Source organism: Paenibacillus sp. sgz302115, from assembly GCF_056120445.1.
Genome location: NZ_JBVYOK010000003.1, coordinates 232,459 through 245,995, shown reverse-complemented (window position 1 = coordinate 245,995; position 13,537 = coordinate 232,459). Strand labels below are relative to the sequence as shown.

Sequence of the window (13,537 nt, the reverse complement as noted above, 5' to 3'; positions counted from 1 at the left end):
AGAACCAGAGAGCTTGACTATGGATAAGAGGGACAGCGCTGTTAATCTTCCCTCTTTACATCTTTAATCAAACCATACAATATAATATCGCTCATCGCCTTTATCCCGGATTCAAAGCTGACCTGATTCCTGGCAATGAATTCATAGTCCAGCAGCTTTCTCAGGGTTTCATTCAGCATCAGCTTGAGGATTACCGTATTTACTTCCTTCAGTTCTTGCTTCTGTGCCCCTTCCTCAACCAATCGAATAACGTCGTCCCAAATGGTGTTCAGGTATTGATTCACCTTCTCGTACAGATTAGGGTAATACCGCTGAAGATCATCAGTATGACGGATAATGGTGCCAATGGAATAAGCATCGGGAATGTTCTGAAAATACTGCTTTAGTTTCTCATGCGTCGAAAGCTCTTGATTTTCCAGAATATCCTTATCCGACTTAATGATTTCTGTAAACACAAAATCTATTGCCTTCTCGATCATCTCATCCTTGCTCGAAAAATAAGCATACACGGTACGTTTGCTCGTCCCCAGCTCTCTTGCCAGATCCTCCGTCGTAAACCGCGAGCCCTTAGACCCGAATAATTTCAAAATCTTCAAATATACGTTGCTGTCCATATTCTAGCACCTCAAGTCAATTGGCGTGGAAGAGGTTTTACCATGCGATAAAGATGATACGGGTTTTTATCTATGGAATCCGCAATTTTGAAACCCATCTTCTCGTACAGATTAATCGCCCGGCTGTTTTCTTGCCTCACGGTTAACGAGAGCTTGTCATAGTTGCTGAGCCTGGCTCTTTCCTCTGCAAAATGAATTAATCTGGACCCTATGCCCGTTCCCCGGCTCTCCGGCAATGTAGCCAAGGTTCCGATATGATATTCATCCTCTCTTCCCTCTTTCATGGATACCATCGCCCAGGTCTCCCGCCAGTTTGCAAGCGAATGCTTGACCAATTTCCATTTGCGGAGCTTGATTAATTCCCGGATGGTGGGCCAGGCCAGCTTATTCATAATGGAAACAGGGTAGCAGGTGATCAGCCCGAGGGTTCTGTGGTTGATCTGCGCTTCAAAAGCATACCGGTGGCTGAAACGGTTGAGCCCCAGCCTCCATAATTTCTGCATGGTGTGCTCAATTAAATTGGAGTCCTTAGATCCGACAATGGGATACACCATATAATCCAGCGCCATGCTGTTAAGTCTGCCTCCGGCTGCCGAGTCGATTTTGCCAGGAATGATTGAGATATTGTCCATTGATAAACGCCTCCTCACAATGTGGTACTGAAATGGTTTTTGTAGTACCAGAATACAGAGTACAATTTCTCTTGTCAAATCTCGCACTCCTTATCATGGAAAACACTACGTTCATCAAGCGCTGCTGCTGCGGTTTTTGAACAGGGTAACGACTGCAATCAGTAACATGGGAAGCACATACGCCAGATTATCGAGTAGGGTCCACACCACGTATCCATCCTCATTGAAGGAAGCCTGGTCATGATACATGGTAATAGAGAGCAGCAAGCAGAGAAGTGCCACGGGAAAGATCACGACCCGGTAATCCTTTACTTTAAATACATGCGACAATACATTCGTCAAAATAAATATCATAATCGAGGTCTTCATGTACGAGCCGGCAATTAATGAGAAGCCGATGATAGGCTCGACCCTTTCAATAATCTCCTGAACATAGATCAGCCTGGCCAACTGATACAGGGAATAACTCATCTCGCCCGCTAAAGGCCCTAGAGCCAGAATGGTGCAAAGGACAGAGATCATTAATATAACTCCGTTGATAATCAGGGCAATGATCATATATTTACCGAGACCCCGCTCTTCGTCCTTACGGATAAACGGAAAAATTGAAGCATACAATACGACTTCTGTAAACGGAAAACCGTATATGATATAGGCTCCGTGCAGAATCGGTTTGAAGCCGTCAGCCATAACCGGCAGCAGGAATTCAGGGTGGTAGTTGGCGGAAGCCAAGACCACAACCAGAACAACAAACCCATACATCATAATCAATAAAATGAAAAACATCCGGGCCATCACTTCAATTCCGGCCCGGGCGGTTACGGCAGCCGATACAAAAAACAAGGTATTAATTACAGTTACAGGCGTGTTGGTCATTATTGTACTGTTGAAGAACCCGCTAATTTCGATCACGATGGCGGTGTTCTGCCAGAACAGCGCACAAGCAAACGGGATCATCAACAAGTAGGTCAGCCATTTCCCGAGCGCTTGATTGCTGTATTCAACGAAGGTCATACCCGGATATTGCTTATGCAAATACAGGATGCAGATCAGCAGAAATAACCCCATTGTCCAAGCTATGGAGAAGGAAATCCATGCTCCGTTTTTAGCAGCATTAATCAGCGGGGAAGGAATCAGAATAATGGACGATCCGGTCATTCCCGAAAGAAACAGAATAGCTGCCTGGAGCGCACTGATGCTTTCTTGGTTTTTCATGGGTTCCTCCACGGTTATGAAGTAGGTTCAGCCCGGAGGTCTGAACCAGGCTGCGAGACGTCTGGACGGAGCGAGCAGAAAGAAATCAATGAGCTCATCCAGATTGGGCCAGGAAAGATCTAATGCGTATATTAAGCCAAGATAAACGATAGGCAGCATAAGCGACAGGTACAGGATACGTGATCTGCGGCTTATCCTTTTCCACTTGGGAAGATCAATAGCCAGCATTGCGGCATTACAGCTTATGAAGAAAATAAATTTCGCAGCCATGTCTATCCCCCTTGTCTATAGCGGCTTACCCGCCTGCATTCCTGTATTCACAACATCAACCTCAACTGCGATCTTAAATTCAGCCCTGGCGAACCGCCCGTCCCAGGCTCTCTTCCAGCGTTTCCATAATGCCGGATTTTTCTGATAAATCCGATTCCCGATGCCAAGCGCATCCAATTGCTCCTTCTGAAGAAGGGTGATGGTCCTCCGCAGGTCAGCCTGAAGCTTGTCTTCGATTTTCCCTGTAAATTTAGCTTGCTCCGCCCTGGTTGTGACGGAAGAACGGTGGAGCTCGCTGATTGCTCCTATGATTTTGATATGTAAGCGGGCAACAACATCATCGCCCGAGGTAAGGGTTGTTACCTTTGTTTTTGCGGAGAGAACCTGAAGGCTTTCCTTATCCGCTATTTCAATAACGCCTTTGCTGTATTTTCCAAGCAGCATTAATAATGCCTGGGTGTCAGCCGGACTCATGATAACGTCCACCAGCTTCCCTTCCTTAAGCAGAGCAACTCCGGCAGTAGAGATTTCATCTGAGTCCTTCTCTTTAAATACATAAGGAACCGCCGTGATTTTCGTTTCGCTTTTTAATTGAATCGCCAGATCGAGCAGAGGAACCTTCGACGTTTTGGAGGAAAACCTGGCGGTCGATTCTTCCATTCTTCTCAGCTGCTGGCCAATGGTATTCTCAATGAATGGCTTGATTTTTAAATAATCGCTGGCTTTTCCCTCTGCGATCAGCACAAGTATGGTTTTTCTAATCTCGTTATCCCGCATGAAAAAATCTAGCAGGTCTTCTACCCCTTGCTTCCGGGACAGCTCTTCCCCAAAAATAAGCACACGCATATGATCCATTTTAGCTTCTCTTCCGAAATGTATGGGGATATCTTCTATCGCTTCATTCAAGCTCTTGCCCTTGGTTCGGATAGTAATCCCTTTGGGCGGCTGCTTCGCGGCTGCTGTTGACTCCCCTGATCCCGATGGATTGTAAAAAAGGGTAGTCAGGTTCAATTCCCCATTCTCGGCAAGGTCAACCGCCACTGCTTGTGCATACCCGTATTCCACCAGCTCCGCCTTGTCCCAGCAGCCCGCAAGCAGAAAGACCGCAGCAATGGAGAAAATAATAGCGATACGCCGCGGTCTCATGGTTAATTCTCTCCTTTCCTCTTATGCAAGTGGCGGTTTCGCGGGTGATGAAGCAGCATTTTTCGCGGGGCAACGACGAGCACATCCCGTAATTGAGTGATATTAAGCGGCGCCAGGCTCGCCAAGTATGGCTGGCCCAATGAGCGCAGGCAGACCAGATGCAGCAGTGTCATGAGCAGTCCGAACATAATGCCAAGTCCGCCTAATGTGCTTGCGAGCACCATCAGGGGGAAGCGCAAAATACGGATGGTGATAGCCATGCTGTATTGAGGCAGCACAAACGATGCGATACCGGTAAGGGCCACGACAATGACCATCACCGGGGAAGCAATCTTGGCTTGAATCGCAGCCTGGCCGATAACAAGCGCACCGACAATGCTTACGGCAGAGCCTACCGGACGGGGCAGTCTGATTCCGGCTTCCCTGAGGAACTCGAAAAAAATCTCCATGATCAGAGCCTCCACAAAAGCAGGGAAAGGAATGCCTTCCCTCGTATCGAGAATAGCCAGCAGCAGAACGGTCGGGATCATCTCGGAATGGAAGGTGGACAAGGCGATGTACATGCTCGGGAGCAGAAGTGCGATAACGAATGCAGCAAATCTGAGTATACGAATCAATGTAGTAAAGGCTGTTTGTTGATAGTAGTCCTCACTGGACACAAGAAATTCAAAAAATAGTCCCGGACAAATCAGTATTGTCGGAGTTCCGTTCACCATTACGATAATCTTTCCGTCCAGCAGGGCAGCCACCGCAGTATCCGGCCGTTCCGTGTAGCGCACTTGGGGAAAAGGCGAATAGGCCGAATCCCTGATCCATTCCTCCAAATAGGAGGTTTCCAGTATCTCTTCAGTGTCGATGTCCGCAATTCGCCGTTTGAACTCTGACAGTGATTCAGGATTGACGGCTCCGTCCAGATAACCGTAGGCAATCCGCCTCTGGCTCACTTCTCCCGCCGTGAAGTATTCAAATTTCAGCTTGGCTGACTTGAGCAAACCGCGAATCAGGCCGATGTTGATGTTCAATTCTTCAATGGTGCTGTTATGCGGGCCTTGGACGACCGGTTCTGTGATGGGTTCGCTAATTTGCCGGTAAGGAAGCCCATTCGTTGCATAGCTGATCGCTTCCTCCCAATGATCAAATAAAATAACCACCGCACCGCTTAATATCTGGTCATACACTTGATTGATATCTTTCAGCATCTTGGCAGAATAGGCGGTTACTCCATGCTTGCCGAAAAAGCGTATCATCGCCTCAGGAGTAACAGCCTCCCCCGGGCCAACTTCATAGGTAACCAGATCCTGCAGCGCTGATTTCATGTAATTCAAATGATCATGCGGAACCAGCGTTTCAAAATAGACCGAGTATGCCGTGTACGTAAGCTCCGGACCGTAGCTCCAGGGGATGAGAGTGAGATCAGTGCAATCGGTGAAGGTATCCTGGATCTGCTTCACATTCTCGGCCAAGCATTTCAATATCATCCCCGTCCTCCTCCCGCCAACCCTTTATTTAAGCTATTTGGGATATGTTGTTTAATATCCCAATAAGACGAAGCTTTTATTCTGCACCGCAGCTTAAAGTAGGTCTACGTCAGTAATAAATCTGTCTCTTTAAATGATGCTATGGTATTCTTTTTGTTATGGAAAGAGGTGGAAAACAATGAACATTTGGGAAGGTAACAAAGTCAGATTACGAGCAATTGTACCTGATGATTGGATGAAATTTCATGAGAATGATCAGGATTCAGAGGGAGCCAGATCATCAGATGCAATTAACTTTCCAAGATCGGAAGCTGGAACTAAGTCGTGGGCTGAACAGCAAGCCTCGAAGGGTGCAGATGGGGAGAATATTATGCTTGCTATTGAAACTCTTGATGGAGAGTTAGTAGGAAGTATTAATTCACATAATTGTGATTCCCGCAACGGAACTTTTAAATATGGCGTAGCTGTTTTCCGTAAATACTGGCGAAATGGATACGCATCGGACGCTGTAACAATCTTACTCCGATATTATTTTAATGAATTACGTTATGTGAAGGTAACAGCACATATATATGCTTTCAATGAAAGTTCCATTAGATTACAAGAGTATCTTGGCTTTAAGCAAGAAGGTAAGATTAGGAATATGCTCTTTACGAATGGACAACACTATGATGAATACGTTTATGGGCTATTAAATAGTGAATTTAATGTGTAAAAGATGAATATCAACCAACAAAATGGCACAAAGGGACAGCCATTTGCCGTCCTTTTGTGCCATTTTGTTATAGTCATAACTCTCTCCATTTTAAGAAATCTTCCCGGCATTGCTGTACTTGAGCGGAAGCCCCATTTCTCCGGCGATAAACAGGAATAGCTCCTTGTCGATCTCCAGATGCCCATACCGAAGCTGTGAACGATATTGGCTCCATAGCGGATGCGCTGATACCGTTTGCAGTGACACTGGCCGGGAGTACGGGAAGAAATCAACGTTCCTGCGATAGGGACGAAATTGTTCTCCCATCTGGAACTCATATACATCCGAATCCTTTATTCGGCCGATAGCGGTAAACGCCTGGCATTTCTCTGCAGCATGGAGGGAAATCTTGGGGCTGTAATAGATGATCCAATCCTTCTCCTGCATGCGGCGGAGCGGGTGAGCCTTCCCGTGACAGAGCTGGCAAAAGCCTCCTTGGACACCAAGCTGCACATGCTCTTCTGAAGCGACACCAATCCAATATCTTGGCATGGTCATCGCCCGCTCTCGCCGTCAAAGCGATAACCGGCAAGCAGCCGCAGAGCTTCGTTGAAGGCGGTCTTCGTATCCTGCAGTTGCCCAAAGTATAGCTCATCTACCTGCTCCACCATAGGAAGCGCCAGCTTGAGAAGCTCCTTTCCCTTGCCGGTCAGAGCAATGGCTTTGGCACGGGTATCTGTCTTGGATGCCTCTCTGTAGACAAGCTCCTTCCTCTCCAGAAGCGTCAACACCTGTGAGACCGTCATAACATCCATATCCGCCGCATTCGCAATCATTACCTGCTGCACTTCCTCAAGGCTCTTCTGCAGGTAACCCAGTGTCGTCAGGACAACGAACTGCGGATGCGTAAGATCAATGGTCTTAAGCTGCCTCTTCAATTCGGTATGCCAGTTGTTATAGGCCTGGATGAAGAGAAAGCCTGTTGATTGAGACGAATCAGTAAACTTGGATGGAAAATCCGTCATTGTTCAACTACACATTTCAAAGCGTATACGGACCCCGGAACATCACTGAATACCTGACTTACAAACTGAATATGTTCAGGAGTGACTGCAGCATCCTGTAGCGAAACTGTGTGTTTGATATATAGTTCACCGTTCTTCTCCAAGATATCGTGGCCGAAAAGGAGGCTGCCCACACCTGGAATCACTGTCTTATCCCAGAAGGATTCGTTCTCCCGCACCGAAGTCAATTCAAAATGAATTGCCGGTTGCCCTTCAAGCTCCATAACACCAGTACTTCCAGTAACAAAATCACCCTGGAGGGAGATGTTAAGCAGATCATCCTCCCAGACAAACCAGTTTTGAACATCAGCATAATAATGCCAGATTTTCTCCCGTGTCGACTGTACCTGTAATTCGAAACTGAGTTCCATGAACAAGCCCCGCTTTCTATTGTAAGTTAACTTATTATAATTATACTTACAATATTCTGTCAAGGCTTATCCCAGCGATATCCACCTCATACTGGAGTGTTCATCGAAGATCAGCTTCACACCGGATGGCGCTCTTCCCTCTTCATCAAATATTTCCAGCACATTCAGCTCTTCCAGCCAAGCCATCGGAAGCTTGTAATCCTCCTGAGGGCCAATACCCCAATATCGGCCAACATCAATTCCGTTCAGCTTCACATAACCTTTGCTCATTCCGGACAGCCGGAGCTTCAGCTTGGCATGGACACCTTCCGGGCATTCAGGTTTGTGGAAATGAAAAGAGTGGCATACCGGCCCTTTGCCAGTCTGCTTATCCTGAACTGCACTTTGCTCAAGCACACTCGCATCTTGAATGGACCAGCCGTTCAGCTCATTCTGCGAATGGTAGCTGATCAGCTCCAGCCGGTCTATCGGTGATTTGATATATTTCATTTCGATGGTGTTAAGCCCCTCACGGATATAGGCGGAGATGTCCATCGTATGGAACATGAACCAATCCTTATACCCTGTGATATCTATGGACTCGCCATTAATCTTAAGCTCTCCGCTCATCGCGCCTACCAGAACAGCCCGGTCCTGCCCCTGAATGGTAAAGGTCCGCTGCATTACAGTGCCTGCCTCTACGCTGCAGACCTGTCCGAGATGCAGAGACTGCCCTTCATGCTGCCACTGATCACGCAAGTCAACTGAATTGCCATCCAGAAATACGGGACCCTGAATACCTTTGAATTCACCGAGAAACGGGGAGAAATTCAAACGGCCCATATTCTGCACAAGCAATTGCAGCCGGTTGGTCTCATTAGGCTTCAGCTTAAGCTCGATGGATGATGCTCCAACCTGGCGAACCAACTGCGACTCTTCACCATTGACATACACTCTAAAAGTATCCTGAACTTTTGGAATAACTAACGTTCTTACTTCATCCGGACCCTGCTCGAAATCACAGGTATACAGAAGATAGCCATACGGCACTTCCATACTGGAGAAATCCAGCGGGACCTCGGAGTACACACGCTCATCCGAAGGCGATAAGGTCACGGACGATGTAGCGATTAGGCTTAATTCAGGCTTCTCAAGATGCACATAGGGTGATCCGTCCAGTAGAGCAGAGGCATCCTCCCAGTTGCCCAAATGAAGAACCTCATGCTCTCTCCGGCTTACCACCGCCTTGATTTCCCCTTCTCCGGTGATGTCCATATCCGGGTAGCCCAGAGCCCAGCGGATACCAGACGGACCTGCTATGCGCCAAGCAGAATCGGCCATATCTCCGTTCACCAGGATAAGCTGGAACGGCTTCCCGCCGGTAGAGATGGACAACACCTGCGGCTCCGAGAAATGAAAGCTGTCCAGCGTTAGTTTCTTGAGGTCACCGCTCAGCTTCATAAGCTGCGGCTGTTGCCCCGTTAGTTCAATGGACTGTCCGGCTTCAATTTCGATCCATGAGCGGGTCCCGTTGTCGGCAGCAATGATCAAAGTGTGAACTCCCGCTATTTCCTCATTGCTGAGCAAATAGGAGTTGCATGTCAGGAATACCCCTTGGGAAATTTCCAATTGTTCGAGAACAGGTGTGATGGCTCCAGGCTTAACGGTAACCGGGATGGTATTTCCACGGGACAAGGTAAGAAACGCATTCTCTCTCTCCTGCTTTCCGCTCTCCACAAACCAGATGCGCTCCCTCCCGCGTCCCCTGGAACGCGCTGTGAATCCTTCGGTTAACCGGACCGGGACACTCTGGTCCTCCTCCGCATTCAGCAGGAATCCGCTGATTGCCTGGATATAGTAGGACAGCTTCTTGGCTACAGCATATTTCTCTGTCACTCTGCCGTACTCGTTCAAGGGCGCATCGTAATCATAGGAAGTGACCATGAAAATATCGCTAGCGCCGACTGTTCTTCCGCCATAACCGCCAAAATTCGTTCCCCCGTAGAACATATAGTGGCTTATGCCGCTATATCCTGCACGCAGCACCTCCAGTGTTCTTTTCTCATAGAGATCGGCTGTCTTCTGCGTTGCAGCCTGTGCTCCCCAATGCTCAAACCAGCCTGTCCAGAACTCGGTTACAATCTTCGGCATCTCCGGCTGCTTGCGCTCAAGCTCCTCGTAATGCTGGTCAGCATTCGACCAGAAATTCGCCCCTTCGATAGCGCCCTCCACAACGCCTACACAGGTAATCAGCGGCACTTCTATCCCCCGCTGCAGCAATCCGTCTCTTAAATATTTCATATAGTCGGCTGCGGTCTCATCATCTTCAAGGTATCCATATTCATTCTCGATCTGCACAAGGATCACGCTGCCTCCCTGTGTAATCTGACGCTCCCGGATAATAGGAATGATCTTGTCGAAATACCGGTCCACATAATCCAGATACGGCTTGCTGCAGGTTCTGAACGCAACCTCTTTTTTATTGTTCAGCCACCACGGGAACCCTCCAAAGTCCCACTCTGCACAAATGAACGGGCCCGGGCGGGCAATAACCCATAACCCCAGCTCCGCACACAAATCAAGAAAAGCCCCGCAATCCCGGTCATCTTCGAAGCTCCATTCCCCTTCCTGAGGCTCGTGCACATTCCAGGCAAAATAGGTATCAATGCAGTTCATCCCTGCCAGCTTAGCCTTAACAAGCACTTCGCGCCATTCCTCTCTTGGCATACGGAAATAGTGGATGGCCGCGCTGTTCAGGAAGACCTGCTGCCCGTTAATGGTATAGCTTCTCTTGTCGTAATTTACAGTCATTCTCCCCACACCTTTCTCTCTACTCTTTAATCCGGATATCGGAGATTACAATGGTCGTAATGGATTGCTGCGGCACAGTCAGCCGTACTCCGTTAGTGTACAACGGCACTTCCGATGGCTCTAAATTTTTGTCCGCAGAGGTCTGGTAGACTTGAGCCGCAGTGCCTTCATACTCAAAAGGAGTCAAATCATAGGTTACCTCTTTCTCTGACTGTTCATTTCTGACTACAATCGTAAGCTGATGTTTATCTTCGTTGTACGCCGCTATTGTCCGTCCATCATCCGTCAGCAGGATACGGGAATCCGGGAGAATGAAACGGCTGAAGTTGGCCATCGCATAATACTGCTTCGTCACTTCATAGCTCTCGCCCGAGGTGAAATCAGAGTGGATGAACCCCCAGTTGTTCTTCGCCCCCTCATCCTCAACAGCCTGCCAGTAAACCCACGCGGACGGTCTAAGCACACGCAGATCAAAAATAATCCGTTCACCAAGCTCCATTACACTGCTCATATCCTGGTGGTTATGCGGCTCACTGCCGCCCGTTCCGTATTCAGACATCCATAGGCGTTTGCCTTTCTCCTGCGCGAAATTCCGCAGCTCTTCCAGCTTGCTTCCGTTGTACGTATGGGTATTGATCTGGGACAAGCGGCCCAGCGTGGCCTCATCATAGAACGAAAGCATTTCCATCGTTTCATCCACACTATTCTCGTCAGGTCCGCTGATCACCGTATCGTTCAGCCCTTTGGACTTTAGAGATTCGGAGACCTTTTGAATGATTTCCATCTGCTTATCCACGCTGAAATGGCTGCCCTCTTGAATATTCCCCTTCTTCCACCAGTCAGAAGCCGGTTCATTCAGCGGGTTCAGCGTACGGAACGTCACGCCCCACCGCTCTTTGTATTGTTTGACAACCTCGGTCAAATAATCAGCAAAGGCTCCGTAATATTCATCCTTCAGGTTGTTTCCCCCGTCAACCGCTCCTGTGACGGAGCCGCTGACGGTCATCCAGTAAGGCGGGGAATTGGAGAAGGCTTCGGCAACCGTAACTCCACGCTCTATAGCTTCAAGCAGAACCTTGCGCTGGCCCGCGTCAGCTTCCCAGTCCCATTTTCCCTCTTCAGGCTGAAAGCCGGGAACATCACCGCCAGGCCGCAGCGTATTGTGCGCAATGTTCGGATCTTCACCCCCGCCGATGTTATAGCGGACGATGTTCAGCCCAAGACCCTTTTCACGGTCAAAGACAAGGTCCATCACTTCATCCAGCTTCTGCCCATCCTTCCATTGCCCCAGTACATGTCCCCACCAGGCAAGGGAAGTGCCCCAGCCTTCAAAGCCGTCATAGCCATCCTTCGGGTCTACATGGATAGCAGACTCATCCAGCTTCAATAGCCTTGATGCTTTCTTGTCTTGTGATTGATTTACCATAATTCCTCCCAATACAGCTAATGTTAAGACCAGGGTGCTTAGTAGAATAACTCGCCGGTTCACTTTTCTCATATTTGGGTTCTCCTCGGAGCGATCCGTTATTTAATCCCGCTGCTGCCGCCGCTAATATTTGCTTCATATACAAATCTTTGCCCAAGCATATAAACAAGAATCATTGGAATCGTCAGGAACAGCGAAGCGACCATGACCATATTCCACGGAGGAATTTGCCCACCCGATGCTGTACTTATCAGCTGCACACCAAGCGCCAGTGGAGTTTTGTCAGGATCATTAATGTAGATTAACGGCCCCATGAAATTCCCCCAGTTGTAGGAGAAAGAAAAAATACCAATCGCCGCCAGAATCGGGTAGGTCATTGGCAGAATGATTTTCGAGTAAATTCCCATATGCCCCATTCCATCAATCATCGCCGCCTCATCAAGCGATCTCGGGATCGACATAACGAATTGGCGGATTAAGAACACATTATAAGCCCCTGCGAAAAAGCTCGGCACGATCAGCGGCAGGAACGTATTCACCCAGCCCAGCTCCTTGAAAATAACAAACTGGGGAACCATCGTCACTTCACCAGGAATCATCATAGTGCTCAACAGAACTACGAACAAAATCCCGCTGCCTTTTGCCTTCAAACGGGCGAACCCGTAAGAAACGAAGGACGCGGAAGCGACCGAGCCAATCACTGTCCACACGGTAATAATCAAGCTGTTCTTCAAGTAGGTTCCCAGGTGATAATCTGAGAACACTTTCGTGAAATTGGCAATGGTGAATTCTCGGGGGATGAATGTAAAGGCTACTTTTACCGTGGTAGCATCACTGGCAAAGGCAATCGACAGCATGTAGATAAACGGAGCGAACAGCAAAATACCTACCGCGCATAAAATCACATAGGAAACGCTTTTTTCCATCAAGGATATTCTAGCCATTTTCTTTCCCCTCCTCGTAATGCACCCATAAAGCGGATGAACGGAACACAATCAGTGTCAGCACCAGGATGATGATGAACAAGATCCAGGCAATGGCCGAAGCGTATCCCATTTTATAGAACCGGAAAGCATTCTGGAACAGGTACGGAACGACCATCTGACTTGCGTTATCCGGCCCGCCTGCGGTTACGATGAAGACCTGGGCGAAGGTTTGCAGCGCCCCGATAATTCCCGTGATCAGATTGAAGAAAATGACCGGGGTAAGCATTGGAAAGGTAATGGAAAAAAAGCTTTGTCCGCTGCTCGCTCCATCAATCGACGAAGCTTCATACAGCTCAGGGGGAATCCCTTTCATACCGGCAAGCAGCAGCACAACCCCGCCGCCGACTCCCCAGAGGGACATGAGAACCAGAGCAGGTTTGACCCAGTTGGGATCAAGCAGCCACCGCGGCCCCTGAATGCCAACAAAACTCAGCATTTCATTAATTAAACCCTCTGTCGGAGCGAACAATCGGATGAACAGCAGCGAAGCGGCCACAACCGGAACCACCGAAGGCAAATAATATAACACCCGGAAGAAGGTGATGCCCTTCAGCTTTTTGTTCAAATAGTAGGCAATCCAGAGTGAGATGGTCATACCCAAAGGAATTGCTATTAGTGCATAAAAAAATGTATTCCCGACAGATTTCCAGAAAATGGGGTCATCGGTTAATAAATTGATATAGTTCTCAAAGCCAATAAAATTGGGGGACTGGAATAAATCCCAATCTGTAAAGCTCATATAAATAGAGAATATAATCGGTCCCAGCGTTAAGCCCAAGAAGCCAATTAACCAAGGGGAGATAAAAATATAAAACCAGCGTCCGTCCTTGTTCTTCATAAAACCACCTCCG

The 13,537-nt window shown here is 48.2% G+C and carries 14 protein-coding genes; 1 reads left to right on the top strand and 13 read right to left on the bottom strand.

Annotation, left to right across the window (positions count from 1 at the left end):
* Positions 1 to 41: 41 nt before the first annotated feature.
* The 6 genes from AC0LWN_RS09330 to AC0LWN_RS09305 all read right to left on the bottom strand — a co-directional run bounded on the left by AC0LWN_RS09330 (position 42) and on the right by AC0LWN_RS09305 (position 5,355).
* Positions 42 to 614 (bottom strand): TetR/AcrR family transcriptional regulator, encoded by a 573-nt coding sequence (locus AC0LWN_RS09330; RefSeq protein ID WP_474664528.1) that lies wholly within the window; start codon positions 612 to 614, stop codon positions 42 to 44.
* Between the two features lie 11 nt (positions 615 to 625).
* Positions 626 to 1,246 (bottom strand): GNAT family N-acetyltransferase, encoded by a 621-nt coding sequence (locus tag AC0LWN_RS09325; RefSeq protein ID WP_474664526.1) that lies wholly within the window; start codon positions 1,244 to 1,246, stop codon positions 626 to 628.
* Positions 1,247 to 1,360: 114 nt separating this feature from the next.
* The gene (locus AC0LWN_RS09320; protein ID WP_474664524.1) at positions 1,361 to 2,461 is read right to left on the bottom strand and encodes a GerAB/ArcD/ProY family transporter; all 1,101 of its coding nucleotides are present in this window, start codon (positions 2,459 to 2,461) and stop codon (positions 1,361 to 1,363) included.
* 27 nt (positions 2,462 to 2,488) lie between these two features.
* Positions 2,489 to 2,731, bottom strand: coding sequence for a hypothetical protein (locus AC0LWN_RS09315; RefSeq protein WP_474664522.1), 243 nt, complete (start codon positions 2,729 to 2,731; stop codon positions 2,489 to 2,491).
* A 15-nt stretch (positions 2,732 to 2,746) separates the two neighbouring features.
* A complete protein-coding gene (locus AC0LWN_RS09310; protein ID WP_474664520.1) occupies positions 2,747 to 3,877 on the bottom strand; it encodes a Ger(x)C family spore germination protein in 1,131 nt (376 codons plus the stop codon).
* A gap of 2 nt (positions 3,878 to 3,879) precedes the next feature.
* Positions 3,880 to 5,355, bottom strand: a complete 1,476-nt coding sequence (locus AC0LWN_RS09305; protein ID WP_474664518.1) for a spore germination protein — start codon at positions 5,353 to 5,355, stop codon at positions 3,880 to 3,882.
* Positions 5,356 to 5,533: 178 nt separating this feature from the next.
* Here AC0LWN_RS09305 and AC0LWN_RS09300 point away from each other — a divergent pair, with 178 nt between their 5' ends.
* Positions 5,534 to 6,070 carry a GNAT family N-acetyltransferase gene (locus AC0LWN_RS09300; protein ID WP_474664516.1) on the top strand — a complete coding sequence of 179 codons (537 nt, stop codon included), beginning with the start codon at positions 5,534 to 5,536 and terminating at the stop codon, positions 6,068 to 6,070.
* Positions 6,071 to 6,160: 90 nt separating this feature from the next.
* Here AC0LWN_RS09300 and AC0LWN_RS09295 read toward each other — a convergent pair whose 3' ends face one another.
* The 7 genes from AC0LWN_RS09295 to AC0LWN_RS09265 form a co-directional block, all read right to left on the bottom strand.
* The gene (locus AC0LWN_RS09295) at positions 6,161 to 6,601 is read right to left on the bottom strand and encodes an EVE domain-containing protein (RefSeq protein WP_474664514.1); all 441 of its coding nucleotides are present in this window, start codon (positions 6,599 to 6,601) and stop codon (positions 6,161 to 6,163) included.
* Between the two features lie 2 nt (positions 6,602 to 6,603).
* Positions 6,604 to 7,074: a MarR family winged helix-turn-helix transcriptional regulator gene (locus AC0LWN_RS09290; protein WP_474664512.1), complete on the bottom strand. Its 471-nt coding sequence runs from the start codon at positions 7,072 to 7,074 to the stop codon at positions 6,604 to 6,606.
* On the bottom strand, positions 7,071 to 7,484 hold the full coding sequence (locus AC0LWN_RS09285) for an SRPBCC family protein (RefSeq protein WP_474664510.1): 414 nt from the start codon (positions 7,482 to 7,484) through the stop codon (positions 7,071 to 7,073). The genes AC0LWN_RS09290 and AC0LWN_RS09285 overlap by 4 nt, the downstream gene beginning before the upstream one ends.
* A gap of 66 nt (positions 7,485 to 7,550) precedes the next feature.
* Entirely contained in the window at positions 7,551 to 10,274 is a 2,724-nt protein-coding gene (locus tag AC0LWN_RS09280; RefSeq protein WP_474664508.1) for a beta-galactosidase, read from the bottom strand.
* A 19-nt stretch (positions 10,275 to 10,293) separates the two neighbouring features.
* Entirely contained in the window at positions 10,294 to 11,700 is a 1,407-nt protein-coding gene (locus AC0LWN_RS09275; protein ID WP_474664506.1) for a glycoside hydrolase family 30 protein, read from the bottom strand.
* Positions 11,701 to 11,798: 98 nt separating this feature from the next.
* A complete protein-coding gene (locus AC0LWN_RS09270) occupies positions 11,799 to 12,644 on the bottom strand; it encodes a carbohydrate ABC transporter permease (protein ID WP_458966840.1) in 846 nt (281 codons plus the stop codon).
* Positions 12,637 to 13,524: a carbohydrate ABC transporter permease gene (locus AC0LWN_RS09265; RefSeq protein WP_458966839.1), complete on the bottom strand. Its 888-nt coding sequence runs from the start codon at positions 13,522 to 13,524 to the stop codon at positions 12,637 to 12,639. The genes AC0LWN_RS09270 and AC0LWN_RS09265 overlap by 8 nt, the downstream gene beginning before the upstream one ends.
* Positions 13,525 to 13,537: the final 13 nt, after the last annotated feature.